Below are 19,726 nucleotides of genomic sequence, written 5' to 3'. Positions count from 1 at the left end.
CTCAGTTCCGGTTGCTCACGTTCCAGGCGATCGGCAGTGTGATGGTGAAGGTACTGCCCGCGTTCAGTTCCGATGATACCGACATGGTGCCGCCAAGGCGACGCACAAGTGCACGCACATGCGCAAGACCGATGCCCTGGCCCGGCTTGTCCTGAGTTCCCGCGCGGCGGAACAAGTCAAATATCCGCTGGTGATCCCTAGCGTCGATGCCGCGGCCATTGTCGCTGATCTCGAAGATGGCGTAGCCGAGCTTGGTCCGCCCGCGGATTCGGATCTCGCCGGGGACGCCGTTTTTCAGGTACTTGATGGCGTTGTCGATCAGATTGGAGAAGATCTGTTCGAGTGCGAGGCGGTCGCTGACGATGTTCGGCAGCGGCTCGAGATGGATCTCGGCCTGCGCCTCGGCCGCCTGGTGCGCGAGCGTCGACACGATGGCCTCGATCAGCTCGGTCGTGTCGATCTTCACGGGCTGAAATTCCCGCCGGCCCTCGCGGGTGAGGTTGAGGATGGCCGAGATCAGCCGGTCCATCTTCGCGATCGAGGTCTTGATGAAGCCGAGCGCTTCGGAAAAATCCTCCGAGAGCTGCTTGTCGGGGCCTTCGAGCGCGATCTCGCCGGCAGGGCCGGGCGCCAGCGGCGGCCCGTCGGCGGGAACGTGGGTGAGGCTGCCGATGCGGCGGAAGATGTCGCCTCCGAGCTCTTCGAGTTCGCTGGTGAAGCCCATGATGTTGACGAGCGGCGAGCGCAGATCGTGACTGACGATATAGGCAAAGCGCTGGATCTCGTCGTTGGCCTCGCGCAGGTCCGCCGTGCGTTCGTCGACGACGGACTCCAGATTGACATTGGCATCGCGCAGGCGCGCCTCGGCCTCGTCACGGGCGCCGGCCGAGCGCCGCACCAGCCAGGTCGAGATCAGGGCCAGCAGCACGACGAGGCCGGAGCCGATGCCGGTCATGGATGCCGCGAGGGTCTGGCTCCGGTCGGAGTTTGCGGTGCGCAGCCGGAACAGCCGCTCCTCCTCGCGGATCATCGCATTGGCCTGGTTGCCGATCGTGGTCGTGGTGTTGCTGCGGGCCGCCTCACGGACGAGCTCCGTGGCCAGGTCCGGCCGCCCGTCCTTCACGAATTTCATCTCGCGCGAGAACTGGTCGAGGCGGATCTCGATCGCCGCGCTCAGCTTCTCGATGCTCTCGCGTTGCGCCGGATTGTCGCCGATCTGGCGCGTGAGCTTGTCGAGCGCCGGCACGATCGCCGCGACGGCTTTCTCATGATCCGACTGGAAATCCGGTCCCTGGGTCAGCAGAAAGCCCCGGGCGCTGCTCTCGGCCCGCCGGACTTCGAGCAGCAGGGCATTGATCTGGTTCTCCACCTCGATGGTGTGGAGCACCCAGTTGCTGTCCTCCCGCGCCTTGTTGACGAGATAGACCGAGCCGGCGCTGATCACGGTCAGGACCAGGAGTCCCGCCGAAATCAGCAGGACCTGCCAAAATGCGCGCCGTCGTTGGGCCTCGGCCGTCACGACGGCCTCGCTCTGCTACAATTTGCGGAACTCAAAACGCCCCCTTGGAACTACCCCGACGTCGAGAACGCGATCGGGGCCAAAGGGTTCCACGACAAGGGCGGACTTATTGCGAGGCGGGTTGCTTGCCGGCCAGATACTGCTCCAGCCAGTGGATGTGGTAGTCGCCATTGATGATATCGTCTTCACGCACCAGCGCGCGGAACAGCGGCAGCGTGGTCTCGATGCCCTCCACGACCATCTCGTCCAGTGCCCGCCGCAGCCGCATCAGGCACTCGGCGCGGGTCTTGCCGTGCACGATCAGCTTGCCGACCAGCGAATCGTAATAGGGCGGGATGGTGTAGCCCTGATAGACCGCGGAATCGATCCGCACCCCCAGCCCGCCGGGCGGATGGTATTGCAGGATCCGGCCGGGCGAGGGACGGAAGGTCTGGGGATTCTCGGCGTTGATGCGGCACTCGATCGCGTGACCGATGACCTGGATCTCATCCTGCTTGGCCGGCAGATCGCCGCCGGCGGCGATGCGGATCTGCTCCAGCACGAGGTCGATGTCCGTGATGCTCTCGGTGACGGGATGCTCCACCTGGATGCGGGTGTTCATCTCGATGAAGTAGAATTCGCCGTCCTCGAACAGGAATTCGATGGTGCCGACGCCGAGATATTTCATCTCGCGCATCGCCTTCGCGCAGGTCTCGCCGATCTTGGCGCGCGCGGCGGCGGCGAGCACCGGCGAGGGGCCTTCCTCCCAGACCTTCTGGTGGCGGCGTTGCAGCGAGCAATCGCGCTCGCCGAGATGGATCGCGCCGCCGCGGCCGTCGCCGAGGATCTGGATCTCGATATGGCGCGGCTTCTGGAGATATTTCTCCAGATAGACCGAAGCGTCGCCGAAGGCGGACTTGGCCTCGTTGGCCGCCGTCGACAGCGCCAGCTGCAGGTCGGCCTCGCTGTGCGCGACCTTCATGCCGCGGCCGCCGCCGCCGGCCGCCGCCTTCACCAGCACCGGAAAGCCGATCTTCCTGGCGATCGCCATAGCGTCGTCATCAGGGCCGACGGCACCGTCGGAGCCGGGCACCACGGGGATGCCCAGGCGCTTGGCAGTCTTCTTGGCCTCGATCTTGTCGCCCATCAGGCGGATGTGCTCGGCCTTGGGGCCGATGAAATGCAGATTGTGCTCGGACAGGATTTCCGCGAAGCGCGCATTCTCCGACAGGAAGCCGTAACCCGGATGCACCGCGTCGGCGCCGGTGATCTCGCAGGCCGCGAGCAGCGCGGGCACGTTGAGATAGCTGTCCTTGGACGACGGCGGCCCGATGCAGACGCTCTCGTCCGACAGGCGCACATGCATGGCATCGGCGTCGGCGGTGGAGTGCACGGCGACCGTGGCGATCCCGAGCTCCTTGCAGGCCCTGAGGATGCGAAGGGCGATCTCGCCGCGGTTGGCTATGAGGATCTTGTCGAACATGTTGTCCTGCAGCGAATGGCGAGTGGCGAGTGGCGAATGGCGAGTAGGGAAGGCTGACGCCATTCGCTATCCGCTATTCCCCAGCCGCGTCACTCAATAATCACGAGCGGCTCGCCGTACTCGACCGGCTGGCCGTCCTCGACCAGGATCTGCGTCACCGTGCCGGCGCGCGGCGAGGGGATCTGGTTCATGGTCTTCATGGCTTCGATGATCAGCAGCGTCTGGCCGACCGAGACCTTGGCTCCGACCTCGATGAACGGCTTGGCGCCGGGCTCCGGCGCCCAATAGGCGGTGCCGACCATCGGCGACGTGACAGCGCCGGGATGCTTCGACAGGTCGGGCCCGGCGGCAGCAGGCGCGGCGGGGGCGGCCGGCAGGGCGGCGGGAACAGCCGCGACCGGCATCGGCATGGTGGCGGCAACGCTGACGTTGCGGGCGACGCGCAGGCGCAGGCCAGCGCGTTCGATCTCGATTTCAGTCAGGCTGGTCTCGTCGAGCAGCAAGGCAAGCTCGCGGACGAGCGCGGAATCCTCGCTGGAAAACTTTGCGGCTGCTTTGTCGTCTGGCTGGCGCGCCATGTTTTTTGATCCGAATGTTCTTGTTGATGGAGGGCTTCAGGCTTTGGGCTTGATGGCAAGCTTGGCGGCAAGGCCCTGGATGGCGAGGCGGTAGCCCTCGATGCCGAAACCGCAGAGCGAGGCGAAGGCTGCGCGCGCGGTGTAGGAGTGGTGACGAAAGCTCTCGCGGGCGTGGATGTTGGTCACATGCACCTCGACTGCCGGGAGCTGCACCGCGAGCAAGGCGTCGTGCAGCGCGATGGAGGTGTGCGAATAGCCGCCGGCATTGATGATGATGCCCTTCATCTTGCGCCGGTGCGCCTCGTGGATGAAGTCGATCAACTCGCCCTCGCGGTTGGACTGCCGGCAATCGGCCTTTAGGCCGAACGTCGCCGCCGTCTCCCGGCACAGCACCTCGACATCGGCCAATGTCGCGTGGCCGTACTTTTCCGGCTCGCGCGTTCCCAACATGTTGAGGTTCGGCCCGTTCAGGACCAGGATCGTGTCGGTTGCTGGTTCGGCCATTCCAATCCCGCAAAGAGGTGCTTCGGCGTGGCCGGGTTATAGGTAACAAAGCGCGTGAGGGGAAGCCTTGAAGGGCCTCAGGGGCGGGTTCAAGGACCTCATCCAGTGCGCAAAAACCTGTGTGGAAACCACGGAAATTGCTTGTTAACCAGCCCGAAGCGTGGCTGCCGGCAAACAGCAAGGGGGCGGGCATTGCTGCCCGCCCCAAAGGTTGCCGGTATTCCGGAGCTTAGGCGTTCAGGACCGCCACGATTTCGTAGGTGTCCGGATTGATGATCACGATCTCATCCTTGACCAGGACGTACTTGTAGGTCCGCCACTCCGGATAGATCGTTACGACCCGAGACGGCAGGGCGTGCAGCTCGATGCCCTCACGCGGGATGCGGGTGCCGACCGAGATCGAGAAGTTCACGTTGGTCACCGGCCGGACGTGCTCCTCACGGATCACAGAGGTGATCTGGGTCCGCTGCTCGGTCGAGAGCTTGGCGGCGGCGCCGGCCTGGCCCACCGTCGTCGAGGACGAGGTGCCGCCCTGCGCGTTCTGGGTGCTGCTGGTGCCGGTCTGGCCCTGAGCGTTCTGGTTGGTGCTCGTGCCGGTGCCCTTCTGGTTCTCGGCGTTGTTGGTCGAGGTGCCGCTCTTGCTGCCCTCAGCCTTCATGTCCTTCTGGTCCTTAGCTCCGGACTTGCTGGTGTCCTGGCTCATGCTCTTGGACTTGTCCTGCTGGGACTTGTCCATCTGGCCCTGCGCGCGCTCGTCGGTGCGCTGGCCCTTGGTCGCGCCAGACTTGTCCTCGGCCGCGTTCTTGTGCATTGCGCCGCCGGATTGCTCGTCCTTCATCGCGCCGGACTTGTCGTCGGACGTCCGATCGGACTTCATGCTGCTGGAGCCGCCGGCCTGGCCAACGGTGCCCTTCTCATGGCTCGTGGAATCGCGGCCCATCGCGCCGCGCTCGGCGCCGCCGGACGGCTGTGAATGCTGCATCTGCTGCGAGCTAGCGCCAGTGTCGCGGCCCTTATCCTGTGCGTTCGCCAGACCGGCGCCCGCGACGAGTGCGACGGCCGCAACCGAGATCATAAAGCGGTTCAACATCGAATTCTCCTCACGTGTTTCATTCGCGTCATTGCCCGCGCCGACAACGAAAGGAGATTTCAGTTGTTCCGGAACTTCGCCTGTTCCGCGGCATTTGTTTCTTGAATGCCAGATGAATGACCTTGCACGATGACGCCAGGCTTCGCGCAAGAAAAAGGCCGGCGTTCCCGCCGGCCTTTTCGTGTTTTCAGTATCGCAAAACGTGCGGTCAGCAGGTTGCCTTGCCGCAGCGTGCAATGCCGATCTTTTCCCTCAGGCCTTCGACGCCGACGGCGCCGACCACGATCTGCTTGCCGATGACGTAGCTCGGCGTGCCGTTCATGCCCATCGCTTCGGCGAGCTTGAAGTTCTCCTCGATGGTGGCGCGCACCTCGGGGCTGTTGATGTCCTTCTCGATCCTCGCGGTGTCGAGGCCGGCTTCCTTGGCCGCCTGAAGCGCGCGTGCCTTGTCGGCGGCGCCGCGGCCGCCGAGCAGCTTCTGGTGGAAGTCGAGATATTTCTTGCCGGAGGGATCCTGCATGCGCACAGCGACCGCGACCTGCGCCGCTTCCACCGAGCCCTGGCTCAGCACCGGAAACTCCTTCAGCACAACCTTCAGCTTCGGATCGCTCTTCATCAGCGTCAGCATGTCGTCCATCGCGCGCTTGCAGTAGCCGCAATTGTAGTCGAAGAACTCGACGAAGGTGACGTCGCCGTCCTTGTTGCCGAGCACGACCTGGCGGGGCGAGTTGAAGATCGCCTCGGCGTTCTGCGCGACGCTGGCCTCGTGCTTCTGCGCCTCGGCCGCGGCCTGGCGCTTGGTCAGCTCGGCCATGGCCTCCTCGAGCACCTCGGGATGGCTGACGAGATAATTCTTGATGATCTTCTCGATGTCGGTGCGTTGGCTGTCTGAGAAACTGTCGGCCGAGGCGGTCCCCGCTGCGCCGAACAGGGCGAACGCGATCAACGCAGGAGCAAGCAGGCGCAGCGAAGGCATAGGCAAATCCTCTTATCCAAAGCAGGTTTCGGGATACGTCCGGCGGACTCAAAGCTCGGTGTCGTGACGTCGTGGTCCAGGCGTCGTTCTCGTCAGTTGCGCGGCGGCTTGGCCGCCACGATGTCGTCAGCCTTGACCCATCCGGGCGTGCCGACGGCAAAACGGGTTTTCGCGCGCGTGGCGAGCTCGCGGGCGGTCTTGTTGTCGCCGCGCAGATAAGCGGCCTGCGCCGAGGCGAGATCGGCCTCGGCATAATCTCCCTTCCGGCCATAGGCCATCGCGAGCTGGCTATAACCGAGGATGGCCTCGGGCTCCCGTGCCACCGCGGCGCGGAGAATCCGAACGGCCTCGTCGGTGTAGGCCTTATTATCGGATCCGACCAGAGCCTGCCCAAGTAACATCTCGATGAGGGGTGAATTGTTCGAGAGTGCGACAGCCTTGCGCAGGGCCGGGATCGCTTCGGCCGGCTTGCCGCTTTCCAGCAGGGCCTGGCCGCGCACCTCGTAGAAGTACGGGTTGTTCGGCTGGACCTGGATCAGCGCGTCGATCTGGGCGAGCGCGCTGCGCAAATCTCCGTGCAGATAGGTGCTGATGGCGCGGGCATAGCGCGCCGGCAGGCTGTCATTGGTCTGGGGATAGCGGCGGTAGACCGTCTCGGGTCGTTCCATGAAGGCCGATATCTTGGCGCGCACCATGTCGTGGCGCAGTTGGAGCGCGGGATCGTCCTTCTTGTTCCAGTAGGGGCTGGAGCTTGCAAACTCCTGCAATGCGGCGACGCGCTCGGCCGGCATCGGATGCGACTGCAGGTAGGGATCGGCGCCGCGCGCGGCGAACAGGCTCTCGCTGGTGAAGCGCTTGAAGGTCTCGTACATGCCCTTCGGCGACTGCTGGGTCGCGGTCAGGAATTTCACGCCGGCGCGGTCGGCGTTCTCCTCCTGCTGGCGCTGATAGGACAGCAGCGACCGCCGGATCACCTCCTGCGGCGCGGCGATGGCGGCGGCGCCCGCGTTGGCGAGCCCGTTGTTGCCTGCGCTGCTGCGCTGGGTGCTGCCCGCGGCGATCGCGCCGGCGCCGAGCAGCATCGCGATGATCATCTGGGTCTGGGCGTTGGCGAGCTGCTCGCGCAGCTTGGACAGATGGCCGCCGGCCAGATGCCCGGTCTCGTGCGCGAGGACACCGATGATCTGGTTCGGCGTCTCCGATTGTAGGATCGCGCCCCAATTGACGAAGATGCGGCGGCCGTCGGCGACGAACGCGTTGAACGTGCTGTCGTTGAGGATCACCATCTGGATGTTCTGCTTCTCCAAACCCGCGACGCGCAGGATCGGGCGCGTGTATTCGCGCAGCAGCTGCTCGGTCTCGGTGTCGCGCAGGACCGGCGGCCCCTTGGCTTGCGCGTGCGCCGTCGAGAACGGAGTCAACGCGATCGCCGCAGCCGTGACGAGGGCGGTGAGGGCGGAAGCCTTCTTGCGCAATGCGATGTGGAACGACATCAAACGGTCTTGGTCAAACGGTCTGGAAGCAGTTTCGTGATTGGTTTTGGCGATTGGCGGCGGACCGGATACGCGATATGCCCTTATGAGCCTTACCCCTTATGAGCCGTACAATGCGGCCAGTCTGGGGCGCAAGCGCCCTGTTTTCCGGGCCGGATGCACCGGTCCGCCAGCGAAATAGCAGAAATCGATGCACGACGCGACATTGAGGAACCGGTTGGGGCAGTGGCTCGAGCCCTCCCGCCGTAGCGATGTTCCCCCGTTCATGGTGATGGACGTCATGGCCGCGGCGGCCCGAATCGAGGCCGCGGGAGGCCATGTCATCCACATGGAGGTCGGCCAGCCCGCCGCCGGGGCGCCCAGAACGGCGATTGCGGCCGCCCATGCGGCGCTTGAGGTCGGGCGGATCGATTATACCTCCGCGCTCGGGATCCCCTCGTTGCGCGAGCGCATCGCGCGCCATTATCGCGATGTCTATGGCTGCAACGTCAGCCCCGAGCGGATCGTGGTGACGACTGGCTCCTCCGGCGGGTTCATTCTGGCCTTCCTGTCGATGTTCGAGCCGGGCGACCGGGTCGCCGTGACGGTGCCGGGCTATCCGCCTTATCGTCATATTCTCACCGCGCTCGGCTGCGACCCGGTGCTGATCGAGACCACGAACGAGACGCGCCATGCGCTCACCGGCGAGGCGTTGCTCGCGGCCCATCGCAAGGCCCCGCTGAAGGGCGTGCTGGTCGGCAGCCCCGCCAATCCGACGGGGACGATGATGTCCCGCGAAGCGCTCGCCGGCTTGATGGCGGCCGCCGAAGAGGCGGGCATCCGCTTCATCTCGGACGAGATCTATCACGGGCTCGACTATGCGTTTCCGGCCGTCACCGCGGCTGCGCTTTCCGAGCACGCACTCGTGATCAACTCGTTCTCCAAATATTTCTGCATGACCGGCTGGCGCGTCGGCTGGATGGTCGTGCCCGACATCCTGGTGCGGCCGATCGAGCGGCTGCAGCAGAACCTCTCGATCTCGGTGCCGGCGCTCTCGCAGATCGCGGCAGAGGCTGCCTTCGACGGCGCTGCCGAGATGGAGGCGATCAAGCACGGATATCAGGAAAATCGGCGGATCTTGATCGAGGGATTACCGAAGGCGGGCCTCAGCAAGTTCTTGCCGGCCGATGGTGCATTTTATCTCTATGCCGACGTCTCGGACTTCACGTCCGACAGTTTCGAGTTCGCCAAGCAGATGCTGGAGCAGGCGAGGGTTGCGGCGACGCCCGGCCTCGATTTCGATCCGGTCCATGGCCGTTCGTTCATCCGGTTCTCTTATGCCCGTTCGGCAGAAGAGATGCGCGAGGCAGTTGACCGGATCGCTCACTGGCTTAAATAGCCGCCAGTTTTCGACCATCTCCGGAGTTCATCTTGTCTGACCGATCCGTCCCGACCGCCGCTGCGCCGCACTTTTCCCTCGCCACCTTGATGTGGCCGACCCGGCCGGGCGAAAGCGTTGGTGCTATGCGCGCCGTCGTGCTGGTTGCGCTCGGCACCGCATTGATGGCGCTGTCCGCCAAGGTCAACCTGCCGCTGCCTTACGTGCCCATGACGTTGCAGACGCTGGTGGTGCTGATGATCGGCGCTGCTTATGGCTGGCGTCTTGGCAGCGCAACCATGATCGCCTACCTCGCCGAGGGCGCGCTGGGCGCGCCGGTATTTGCCGGACCGGTGGGTGGAATTGCACCTTTGCTGGGCCCGACCGCGGGCTATCTGTTCGGTTTCGTTGCGGCCGCTTTCGTAACCGGCTGGCTCGCTGAGCGCGGCTGGGATCGCAGCGTGGCGCTGCTGTTCGTGGCAATGGCCATTGGTCATATTGTCATTCTGGCCGCCGGGTTCGGCTGGCTGGCGTTCGGCCTTGGCCTCGGCGTTGCGAAGGCCTGGCAGGTCGGCATCGTACCGTTCATCGCAGCTTCGCTGGTCAAGAACGCGCTCGGGGCGACGTTGATGCCGGCAGCGCGCAAACTGATCGAGCGCCGCCGATAAAGCGCGCAAAGAGTTCGCGGTTCCGATTGACAGGGCCGGCCAAGTTGATCTTGGCTGGCCCAGCGTTTTGAGGGGGAGTGAAACGATGACGACGACAACGATGGCGGGGGCGCCGGTCGCGCCGCCCGCGGCAAAGCCGTGGTACAGGGTTCTCTACATCCAGGTGCTGATCGCCATCGTGCTCGGCGCCATCGTCGGCTGGCTGTGGCCGACGGTTGCCACCAATGAATGGATCAAGGCGCTCGGCGACGGCTTCATCAAGCTGATCAAGATGGTGATCGCGCCGATCATCTTCTGCACCGTCGTCTCCGGCATCTCCCACATCCAGGATGCGAAGAAGGTCGGGCGCATCGGCGTCAAGGCGCTGGTCTATTTCGAGGTCGTCTCGACCTTCGCCCTGCTGATCGGTCTCGTGGTCGGCAATCTCGTCAAGCCGGGGGCGGGCTTCGGCAATGCCGCGGCGAGCGAGGCTGCCGTCGCGAACTACGCCAAGCAGGCCGCCGGCCAGAAGTCCGTCGACTTCGTGCTGCACATCATTCCGGACACCGTGGTCGGCGCCTTTGCGCAAGGCGAGATCCTGCAGGTGTTGCTGTTCTCGGTGCTGTTCGGCTTCGCCATCATGAGCCTCGGCGAGCGCGGTCATACCATCCGCAGCTTCATCGATGACGCCGCGCACGCGGTGTTCGGCGTCATCTCCATCGTGATGCGCGCCGCGCCGATCGGTGCGTTCGGCGCGATGGCCTACACCATCGGCAAGTTCGGGACCGGTGCGATCCTCAACCTGATCGGCCTGATCGCGACGTTCTACGTCACCGCGGCGCTGTTCGTGTTCGTCGTGCTCGGCATCATCGCGCGCCTGGCCGGCTTCTCGATCTTCAAGTTCCTGGCCTATATCAAGGACGAGCTGCTGATCGTGCTCGGCACCTCCTCCTCGGAGAGCGCGCTGCCGTCCCTGATGGAGAAGCTGGAGCGGCTCGGCTGCTCGAAATCGGTGGTCGGGCTGGTGGTGCCCACGGGTTACTCGTTCAACCTCGACGGCACCAACATCTACATGACGCTGGCAACGCTCTTCATCGCGCAGGCGCTCGGCGTCGATCTCAGCTTCAGCCAGCAATTGACCATCCTGGTCGTGGCGATGCTGACCTCGAAGGGCGCCTCCGGCATCACCGGCGCGGGCTTCATCACGCTGGCGGCGACGCTCGCCGTGGTCGATCCGCGCCTCGTGCCGGGCATGGCGATCGTGCTCGGCATCGACAAGTTCATGAGCGAGTGCCGCGCGCTGACCAATCTGTGCGGTAACGGCGTTGCCTGTGTGATCGTCGCCTGGTGGGAAGGCGAGCTCGACCGCGGCAAGCTCACCGCCAACCTTGCCAAGCAGATCGATCCGACCGACATGGAGACGGCGATCACGACCGACTGAGCTGGACCAGACAGCGCGAGCTGCGCTGTCACACCTTGAAGTAATAGGGCTGGTCGAGATCCTCGATCAGCCCGATTTCTTTCGGCGTCCAGCCGAGCAGGGCGCGGGTCTTTGCGCTCGATGTCGGCACGTCGATGCCGGTGAATTGCGCGAACCAGCCGAAATGGCCGGCCGCTTCCTCCGGTGATTTCGAGATCACGGGCACGCCGAGCCTCCTGCCGATCACCTCGGCAATGGCCTTGAAAGGCACGCCTTCCTCGGCGATCGCATGATAGCGCGGGGCAGTTGCACCTTGCTCGAGCGCGAGCCGATAGACGCGCGCGGCATCGAAGCGATGCGCGGCAGGCCAGCGGTTCATCCCCTCGCCGACATAGGCCGACACGCCTTTCTCGCGCGCGATGTTGATCAGGATCGGGGCGAATCCGTGGTCGCCTTCACCATGGGTGGAAGGCGGCAGACGCACCACCGCCGTGCGCAGACCCTGCGCGGCAAGGTCCTCCGCGACGGCTTCTGATACGCGCGGAAAGCGACGCGCGGACGGATCGTCCTCGGTCGCAAGCCGTCCGGGCGCGAGCAGCGCGACCCCGCCCGTGACGATCAACGGACGATCGGAGCCCTTGAGCTCCTCGCCGAGTGCGAGAATGGCGCGGCGGTCGAGCTCGCAATTGTCCAGGAATTTCGAGAAGTCGTGGTTGAAGCCGAGGTGGAGCACGCCGTCGGAGGCGGCCGCGCCGCTGCGCAGGGACGTATGATCTTCGAGCGATCCGCGATGGACCTCGGCGCCAAGCGCCGAGAGCGTTGCGGCGGCCGCGTCAGAGCGAGCAAGGCCGGTGACGCGGTGGCCGGCGGCGATCAGGTCCCGAACCACGGCTGAGCCGACAAAGCCACTGCCACCGGTGACGAAAACACGCATGAGCATTCTCCAGAGGATTGGTGGAGAGGACCATCCGCGCTAGAGTTATTCGGGTAAAGTGGTGACGTTATCAGGGTATAATAGCTAACAGGATGAGCGAGACCGCCGCAGCCGAGAACCTGCTCGGGACCTATCTGAAGGACCGCCGCACCCGGCTCGATGCCGCAGCGTTCGGCTTCGCCGGCAGCCGCAGGCGCACGCCCGGCCTTCGCCGCGAGGAGGTGGCCCAGCGCGCCAATATCAGCCCGACCTGGTACACATGGCTGGAGCAGGGCCGGGGCGGGGCGCCTTCGGCCGACGTGCTCGACCGCATCGCCCGCGCGCTGATGCTGACCGATGTCGAGCGCGAGCATCTGTTCCTGATCGGCCTCGGCCGCCCGCCCGAGGTGCGTTACCAGGCGAGTGAGGGCGTCTCGCCGCGGCTGCAGCGCGTGCTCGATGCGCTCGCATTCAGCCCGGCCCTGGTGCGCACCGCGACCTGGGACGTGGTCGCCTGGAACAAGGCCGCCAGCGTGGTGCTGACGGATTACGGCACGATCCCGCCGGGCCAGCGCAACATCCTCCGCTTCATCTTCTGCGATCCGCGCGTGCGCGCCGCCCAATACGACTGGGACAGCGTGGCCCGCTTCGTGGTGGCCGCGTTCAGGGCCGACGCAGCAAGGGCGGGCGCCGTCTCGCATGTCGCCGATTTCGTCGACGAGCTCTGCCGGACCAGTCCGGAATTCGCGGCGCTCTGGCGCGACAACGACGTGCGTCATCACGGCGACGGCACCAAGCGGCTGCGCCACCCCGTTCACGGCACCATGTCGTTCGAATATTCGAGCTTCAACGTCGAGGGCAGGCCGGATCTCAGCATGATCGTCTACAATCCGGCGACGCCTGATGATGCCGATCGCATCAGGCATTTGCTGGCCGAACGCGCCGACTGACGGAATTTGCGAGCTCGCGCGTTCAATCCGCATCTCGGACGTCGAAGGGGCGGGCGGTATTGTGGGCAAGGCGGCGGCAAATCAGATCGTGGCGCAGGCGGCGGAGCACTTTGCGGCGGGGCGGCCAGACCGGGCGGATGCGCTCTGCGCGGAGGTCCTGAAGGCCGATCCGGATCATGTGCCGGCGCTGCACCTCGCCGCCGTCGCCGCCTTCGTCACCGACCGCGCGAGCGATGGCGCGGCTCTGCTTGGTCGCATCTTCAGCGTCGATCCGGACCACGCGCCGGCGCTCGTCACGCTCGGCGATGCGCTCGCGGTGAAGGGCGAGCAGGAGGCGGCGGTGGCCGCATTCCGGCGCGCGCTGGTGCGACGGCCCGACGATGCCGGGCTGCACAACAAGCTCGGCGTGGCGCTCGGAGAGCTCTCCTGCTTCGACGAGGCGGAAGCGGCCTACCGACGCGCGCTCGCGCTCGATGCGCATCTCACCCGGGCCTGCTTCAATCTCGCCGTCGTGCTCGCGGAGCAGGGGCGATTGACCGAAGCGGAGCAAGCCTACCGCGCCGTCATCGCCAGGGAGCCCGAATATCGCGGCGTCTGGCTCAATCTCGACAACGTCCTTGCCGACCAGAACCGGCTCGGCGACGCCGAGGCCGCCTATCGCCGCGCGCTCGATGCCGATCCGGATGATGCGCCGCTGCTCTGCAATCTCGCCGCCGTGCTCTACCGGCAGGGATCGCTCGACGACGCCATCCTGCTGTACCGCCGCGCCATCCTTTGCGCGCCGGATCATTTGGCGGCGCTGCGCCTGCTCGGCCTCGTCCTGCACGAAGCCGGACAGCTGCACGAAGGCGCCGAGATCTACCGGCGGATCATCGCGCTGGATGCATCGGATCATGTCGTCGCGAGCAATCTCGGTGCGTGCCTTTCCGAGCTCGGCGCGCTCGACGAGGCGATCGCATCCTGCGAGCAGGCGCTGCTGCTGAGGCCCGACCACGCGCCGGCCTGGACCAATCTCGGCATCGTCTTCGAGAAGCAGGACCGCGTCGAGGACGCCGTCGCCGCGCATCGCTGCGCGGTCGTGGCCGATCCCGCCTACGCCAAGGGCCATGCCAATCTCGCGGTCGCGCTGCGCAACCGGGGCGAGATCGACGAGGCGCTGGCGGTCTCGCATCGCGCGATCGCGCTCGATCCGGAGCAGCCGCTCGCGCAGTACAACCATGCACATTTCCTGCTGATGAACGGCGACTTCGCTGACGGCTTCGAGGCTTATCGCTGGCGGCGCAAATGCAAGATGCTGTCGGACGGCGATCCCTGCTTCGGCGAGCCTGAGTGGCAGGGCGAGCCGCTTGATGGCCGCACCTTGCTGCTGTTCGCCGAATACGGGCTCGGCGATGCCCTGCATTTCGTGCGCTACGTTCCGCTGGTGGCGGCGATGGGCGGCAAGCTCATCCTCCAAGTTCAGCCGGCGCTCGGCTCGCTGCTGCGGCAACTGCCCGATGTTACCGTGATCGCACGCGGCGAGGCGCTGCCGGCGTTCGATCTGCAGGTGCCGCTGATGAACCTACCGCGGATCTTCGGAACGACGCTCGACACCATTCCGGCCGACGTTCCCTATCTGCAGGCCTATCCCGCAAAACTATTACGCTGGCGCGCGGCGCTGGCGGATGTGACGGCGCTGAAGGTCGGCGTGGTCTGGGCCGGCAATGCCAGGCACCGGGGCGACCGGCAGCGTTCGCTACCGGCGGAGGCCGTGCTGCCGCGCCTCGTGATGCCGGGCGTGCAGCTCTACTCCTTGCAAAAGGAGCCGCGGCCCGAGGATGCGCCGGTTCTGGCGGCGCTCGGCAACGACATTGTCGATCTTGCGCCCGCGCTTTCCGATTTCGCCGACATCGCCGCAGCGGTCGCTGCGCTCGATCTCGTGATTGCCGTCGACACCTCGGTCGCCCATCTCGCCGGCGCGCTCGGCCGCCCGGTGTGGATGCTCACACCTTATGCGCTCGACTGGCGCTGGCTCCGCGACCGCGAGGACAGTCCCTGGTATCCGACCATGCGGCTGTTCCGCCAGCGCAGTCCCCGCCAATGGGACGATCCGCTGCTGCGCCTGTCGGCCGCGCTCGCGGTGCGCGCCGCGAACGGCAACGACTAGAACCGTCCCGGCCGGTACGGCGCGGGATCGATCGCGGGCGTCTCGCCGCTCATGATCTCGGCGAGCAGGCGGCCCGTGGCGGGGCCCAGGGTGAAGCCCTGATGGCCGTGGCCGAAATTCATCCAGAGGCCCGGATGACGCGGAGCTTGCCCGAGCACCGGTAGCATGTCGGGCGTGCAGGGGCGGGTGCCGAACCACGGATCCGGCTCGACGCGCTTGCCGAGGTCGATCAACTCGCGTGCGGAGGCTTCCGCGCTGGCGAGCTGCACGGGCGTGGCGAGCGCATCCATGCCGGTCAATTCCGCGCCGGTGGTAATGCGGATTCCCTTCGCCATCGGGCCCATGGCGTAGCCGCCGGCCTTGTCGACGAGAGGCAGGTCGAGCGATGCGCCGCCGCTATAGTGCATGTGGTAGCCGCGCTTGCGCACCAGAGGAATGCGATAGCCGAACTTGGTGAGGAGATCTGGCGACCACGGTCCGAGCGTCACGACGGCGTGGGCGGCGTCGAGGCGCCCCTGATCCGTGTCGACCGACCAGCCGGTTGCGGTTTGCTGCAGCGATTGCGCATCGCCGAGCACGATGGTGCCGCCGCGGCGCTCGAACAGCTCGGCATAGGCCGTGACCAGCGCGCCGGGATCGGACACGGTCCAGGTATCGAGCCAGTGGATGGCGCCGGGAAGATCGTCGCGCAGGATCGGCTCGGCCTTGGCAAGCTCGCTGCCGGACAGCACACGGAAATTGATGCCGAATTCGCGCTGGTCTTCCTTTGCGGCCTTGATCGAGAGATCCAGGTCCGCGGCGTTGCGGTACAGCGCCCGATAGCCGGCGCGGCGGATCAGATTGTCCGCATGGGCCTCGCGAATGAGGATGTCGTGCTCTGCCGTCGCGTAGCCGATCAGGCGCGCCCAGGCCTCGATCGCCTCGCGATGCCGTTTCGGCGCCGAGTGCCACCAGTAGCGGAGCAGGGGCTCGATATGGAGGTGAAGCGACGACAGGCTATAGCGCACGTCGTTGGTACGGCCGGTCGCGATCTTCAGAAGCGAGGCGAGGTCGCGCGGCATCGGATAGGGACGGACCGCTTCGGCCTGGATCATCCCGGCATTGCCGTAGCTGGTCTCGCGACCCGGCTCCCTGCGGTCGACGAGCGTGGCGGCCCAGCCGCGCTGTCGCAGATGCAGCGCCGCGCTGACACCGATCATGCCGCCGCCGAGAACGATTGCACTTTGCATTCCAACTCACCTCGCCAAATCAAAACCGCCCGGTTTGGCCGGGCGGTTTCATCTGGATGATCGTTTTACTCGCCGCCGCCGAAGCGGCGGGACCACCAGCCGGCGCGGCGCGGCGCGGCCGGCGTTTGGCTGGCCGGCTCTGGCGCGGGCTCAGCCGCCGGCGCGGGCGGGGCGACCGGCTCGGCCGCCTGCACCACCGGCGCTGCCGGCTCGCTCGGGCTGCTCGACAGGAAGCTCACCTTTTCGCGGACGGTGGAGCGGCGCCGCGTCGCCTTGTCGTCGGCGCGCTCGTCCTCCGCCGCAACGGTCTCGGGCTGGGCCGGCGCTTCGGGCTGGACCTCGGCGCGCGGCTCGGGCTGCGAGACTTGCGGCTCGGCGGTGTGCTCGGCTTGCGCAATCGGGGGCGCAGTTTCGCTGCCGTCGAAATCGGCAACCGCGTCGGCAGCTTCCGATGGCTGGTTGGTGCCGAGCTCGTCACCGATGGATCCGGCGAGACCGTCCTCGCCGCCACCACGACGGCGGCGTCCGCCGCGGCGACCACGCCGGCGCCGGCGCTCGCCGCCGCCCTGCTGCTCGCCACGAGCTGCTTGTTCCTCGCCTTCCTCGCCGTCCTGCTCGGACTCGGCATCCTCCTCGCCTTCGCCGGCCGCCACGGCCGCCTCGGGAAGAGTGGGGGGACTATCCTCGCGCAACTCGCCTTCGCGCTGGCCACCGCGGCCGCGCCGGCGCCGGCGGCGCTTGCGACGCTGGCCGTCCTGCTCGGGGGATGCCTCGCCGGCGGCCTCTTCGGTAAGCCCTTCGGTCTCCTCGGTTTCGACCTCGGATTCCAGCTCCGGATCGAACTCCTCGTCGTCATAGGCGTCTTCGGCCAGCGGCGGCGGGCTTGCGGCCGCCTGCGCCGCAAGCAGCGCCTTGGCGGCTTCCAGCGTATGCACCTGCTCGCCGCGATCGATGAGATAGGCCTGCGGTCCGCTGACGCTGGGATCTGCGATCACCGAGAGGGTGACCTTGAAGCCGTTCTCGAGGTCGCGCAGGTGGCCGCGCTTGTGGTTCAGCACATAGAGCGCGACGTCGGTGCGGGTGCGGACCACGAGATTGTGAGTCGCGCCCTTCATCAGGATCTCTTCGAGGCCGCGCAGCAGCTGCAGCGCCACCGAGGACACCGAGCGAACATGGCCGGTGCCGCCGCAATGCGGGCACGGATCGGTCGAGCTCTCGAGCACGCTGGCACGGATGCGCTGGCGTGACATCTCCAGCAGGCCGAAATGCGAGATGCGGCCGACCTGGATGCGCGCGCGATCCTGCCTGAGGCAATCGGACAATTTGCGCTCGACCGCACGGTTGTTGCGCTTCTCGTCCATGTCGATGAAATCGATCACGATCAGGCCGGCGAGGTCGCGCAGGCGGAGCTGGCGGGCGACCTCTTCGGCCGCCTCCAGATTGGTCTTGAGCGCGGTATCCTCGATATGGTGCTCGCGCGTCGACCGTCCGGAGTTGACGTCGATCGAGACCAGCGCCTCGGTCTGGTTGATCACGATGTAGCCGCCGGAGCGCAGCTGCACGGTCGGCGAGAACATTGCGTCGAGCTGACTCTCGACGCCCATGCGCGAGAACAGCGGCTGGCCGTCGCGATACTGCTTCACCGCGCTGACATTGGCGGGCATCAGCATCTTCATGAAGTCGCGCGCTTCGCGGTAACCCGCTTCGCCGGCGACCTGAATCTCGTCGATCTCCTTGTTGTAGAGATCGCGCAGCGAGCGCTTGATCAGCGAGCCTTCCTCGTAGACCAGGGTCGGGGCCTGCGATTTCAACGTGAGGTCGCGCACCGTCTCCCACATCCGGATCAGATATTCGAAGTCGCGCTTGATCTCGGGCTTGGTCCGGGCGGCGCCGGCGGTGCGCAGGATGATGCCCATGCCCTCGGGCACGTCGAGATCCTGCACCACTTCCTTCAGGCGCGAGCGGTCCTGGGCGCTGGTGATCTTGCGGCTGATGCCACCGCCGCGCGCGGTGTTCGGCATCAGCACGGCGTAGCGGCCGGCGAGCGACAGATAGGTCGTCAGCGCAGCGCCCTTGTTGCCGCGCTCTTCCTTGACGACCTGCACCAGCATCACCTGGCGGCGCTTGATGACTTCCTGGATCTTGTACTGGCGGCGCGGGCGGAAGGTGCGCTCCGGTACTTCCTCCAGCACGTCGTCGCCGCCGACGGATTCGACGACCTCCTCTTCGGCTTCCTCGCCGTCCTCGTCCTCATCCTCGTCGTCGTCGCCGTTTGCTTCCGCGGCCTCGGCGGGCGAGGTCTCGGCAGTCTCGCCGGCGGCGTACACCGCATCGGCCGGCTCGGCGGCCGATGTCACCGCCTCGGCCAGAGCGTCCGCATGGGCTTCGGAAGCGTGCGCTTCGGAGGCTTCCGCATCCTGCGGCGCGGCAACGGGCTCGGTTGCGACCACCGGCTCGGCGCCGATCGCCGCGACAGGCGCGGGCGTCTCGTCGGCATGCTCATGGTCGTGATGATCGTGATCGTCGTCGTGATCACCGGCGTGCTCGTCGTCGTGGCCATGATGATCGTCGTGATCATGCTCGTCGTGAGCATGTTCGCCGTGATCGTGGTCATGGTGATCATGGGCTTCGTGCTCGCCGTGGTGCTCCGCATCGGCGTGCAGATGCTCGGCTTCGGGCAGGGCGCCCTCGGCATGCTCCGGCAGCGCCGCACCCTCGATCGGCTGGGCGGCGGGATCGGCACCGGCTTCGAGGCCTTCGACGATGTCGCTACGCACGCGCTCGCCATGACCGCGGCGGCGGGCGTTACGGTGGCGCGAGCGGCGGCGCCCGTGGGAGCGGTTCTCGCTCTCCTCCTCGGCCTCGCGATGGGCCTGTTCCTCGGCCTCGATCAGCGCCTGCCGGTCGGCAACCGGGATCTGATAGTAGTCGGGATGGATTTCGCTGAAGGCGAGGAAGCCGTGGCGGTTGCCGCCATATTCGACGAAGGCTGCCTGGAGAGAGGGTTCGACCCTCGTGACCTTGGCGAGATAAATGTTCCCGCGCAGTTGCTTGCGTTGTGCGGTCTCGAAATCAAACTCTTCGACGCGATTGCCGCGGACCACGACGACCCGGGTCTCTTCCGGGTGGGTGGCATCGATCAACATCTTGTTGGGCATGTCTTGGCTCTTGGCGGCGGCGGGCGCGATTCACCGTGGGCGCGTATCGCGCCGCCGGGTGACGCGACGGTCCACCTGATTCGGGGGTGAGGGGAAGGCCGAAACGCCGTTTCTCGCGCCTTGCCGGACCGGAAGCTTCAGGACCAGGGCGGCGCGCGGGATTTTCACTCCGCAGCGTCGCGAATGGTCCTTCAGAATTCGTCGGCACAGTCTGGCGCATCAAGCGTCGGCCCGTATGAAACATTGGGCGGCGAGGCCACCCTTCAATCAGTTGCTGCTGGCCA

General features: G+C 66.2%; 16 protein-coding genes. 6 read left to right on the top strand and 10 right to left on the bottom strand.

Annotated features, from left to right (window positions below):
* Position 1: 1 nt before the first annotated feature.
* From P6U31_RS20155 to P6U31_RS20125, 7 genes are all read right to left on the bottom strand, one after another.
* Complete coding sequence (locus P6U31_RS20155; protein WP_407183417.1) at positions 2–1,519, bottom strand: sensor histidine kinase; 1,518 nt, start codon at positions 1,517–1,519, stop codon at positions 2–4.
* 106 nt (positions 1,520–1,625) lie between these two features.
* Entirely contained in the window at positions 1,626–2,981 is a 1,356-nt protein-coding gene (gene accC / locus P6U31_RS20150) for an acetyl-CoA carboxylase biotin carboxylase subunit (RefSeq protein WP_407189894.1), read from the bottom strand.
* An 89-nt stretch (positions 2,982–3,070) separates the two neighbouring features.
* Positions 3,071–3,559, bottom strand: coding sequence for an acetyl-CoA carboxylase biotin carboxyl carrier protein (accB, locus tag P6U31_RS20145; protein ID WP_407183416.1), 489 nt, complete (start codon positions 3,557–3,559; stop codon positions 3,071–3,073).
* A 36-nt stretch (positions 3,560–3,595) separates the two neighbouring features.
* Entirely contained in the window at positions 3,596–4,063 is a 468-nt protein-coding gene (gene aroQ / locus P6U31_RS20140; RefSeq protein ID WP_407183415.1) for a type II 3-dehydroquinate dehydratase, read from the bottom strand.
* 229 nt (positions 4,064–4,292) lie between these two features.
* A complete protein-coding gene (locus P6U31_RS20135) occupies positions 4,293–5,153 on the bottom strand; it encodes a DUF1236 domain-containing protein (protein ID WP_407183414.1) in 861 nt (286 codons plus the stop codon).
* Between the two features lie 208 nt (positions 5,154–5,361).
* Positions 5,362–6,129 carry a DsbA family protein gene (locus P6U31_RS20130; protein ID WP_407183413.1) on the bottom strand — a complete coding sequence of 256 codons (768 nt, stop codon included), beginning with the start codon at positions 6,127–6,129 and terminating at the stop codon, positions 5,362–5,364.
* Positions 6,130–6,221: 92 nt separating this feature from the next.
* Positions 6,222–7,622 (bottom strand): M48 family metalloprotease, encoded by a 1,401-nt coding sequence (locus P6U31_RS20125; RefSeq protein WP_407183412.1) that lies wholly within the window; start codon positions 7,620–7,622, stop codon positions 6,222–6,224.
* Positions 7,623–7,812: 190 nt separating this feature from the next.
* Here P6U31_RS20125 and P6U31_RS20120 point away from each other — a divergent pair, with 190 nt between their 5' ends.
* The 3 genes from P6U31_RS20120 (at position 7,813) to P6U31_RS20110 (ending at position 11,067) form a co-directional block, all read left to right on the top strand.
* Entirely contained in the window at positions 7,813–9,000 is a 1,188-nt protein-coding gene (locus tag P6U31_RS20120; protein ID WP_407183411.1) for a pyridoxal phosphate-dependent aminotransferase, read from the top strand.
* An 89-nt stretch (positions 9,001–9,089) separates the two neighbouring features.
* Positions 9,090–9,647, top strand: coding sequence for a biotin transporter BioY (locus P6U31_RS20115; RefSeq protein ID WP_407189893.1), 558 nt, complete (start codon positions 9,090–9,092; stop codon positions 9,645–9,647).
* An 85-nt stretch (positions 9,648–9,732) separates the two neighbouring features.
* Entirely contained in the window at positions 9,733–11,067 is a 1,335-nt protein-coding gene (locus P6U31_RS20110) for a dicarboxylate/amino acid:cation symporter (protein WP_407183410.1), read from the top strand.
* A gap of 28 nt (positions 11,068–11,095) precedes the next feature.
* Here the strand turns inward: P6U31_RS20110 and P6U31_RS20105 are convergent, their stop codons facing one another.
* Positions 11,096–11,980: an SDR family oxidoreductase gene (locus P6U31_RS20105; RefSeq protein WP_407183409.1), complete on the bottom strand. Its 885-nt coding sequence runs from the start codon at positions 11,978–11,980 to the stop codon at positions 11,096–11,098.
* A gap of 92 nt (positions 11,981–12,072) precedes the next feature.
* Between P6U31_RS20105 and P6U31_RS20100 the strand changes: the two genes are divergently transcribed.
* Both P6U31_RS20100 and P6U31_RS20095 read left to right on the top strand, forming a co-directional pair.
* Positions 12,073–12,909, top strand: coding sequence for a helix-turn-helix transcriptional regulator (locus P6U31_RS20100; RefSeq protein ID WP_407183408.1), 837 nt, complete (start codon positions 12,073–12,075; stop codon positions 12,907–12,909).
* On the top strand, positions 12,863–15,055 hold the full coding sequence (locus P6U31_RS20095; protein ID WP_407183407.1) for a tetratricopeptide repeat protein: 2,193 nt from the start codon (positions 12,863–12,865) through the stop codon (positions 15,053–15,055). The genes P6U31_RS20100 and P6U31_RS20095 overlap by 47 nt, the downstream gene beginning before the upstream one ends.
* On the opposite strand, the gene P6U31_RS20090 is transcribed toward P6U31_RS20095, so the two are convergent.
* Both P6U31_RS20090 and P6U31_RS20085 read right to left on the bottom strand, forming a co-directional pair.
* On the bottom strand, positions 15,052–16,284 hold the full coding sequence (locus tag P6U31_RS20090; protein WP_407183406.1) for an NAD(P)/FAD-dependent oxidoreductase: 1,233 nt from the start codon (positions 16,282–16,284) through the stop codon (positions 15,052–15,054). The two genes, P6U31_RS20095 and P6U31_RS20090, sit on opposite strands and share 4 nt — an antisense overlap.
* A 65-nt stretch (positions 16,285–16,349) precedes the next feature.
* Positions 16,350–18,641, bottom strand: a complete 2,292-nt coding sequence (locus tag P6U31_RS20085) for a ribonuclease E/G (RefSeq protein ID WP_407183405.1) — start codon at positions 18,639–18,641, stop codon at positions 16,350–16,352.
* A gap of 21 nt (positions 18,642–18,662) precedes the next feature.
* Between P6U31_RS20085 and P6U31_RS20080 the strand changes: the two genes are divergently transcribed.
* On the top strand, positions 18,663–19,532 hold the full coding sequence (locus P6U31_RS20080) for a hypothetical protein (protein WP_407183404.1): 870 nt from the start codon (positions 18,663–18,665) through the stop codon (positions 19,530–19,532).
* Positions 19,533–19,726 lie beyond the last annotated feature (194 nt).

Source organism: Bradyrhizobium centrosematis, assembly GCF_045571495.1.
Taxonomy (GTDB): Bacteria; Pseudomonadota; Alphaproteobacteria; order Rhizobiales; family Xanthobacteraceae; genus Bradyrhizobium; species Bradyrhizobium centrosematis.
Note: the sequence above shows the minus strand (reverse complement) of the source record. Positions and strands in the feature narration are given on the sequence as shown.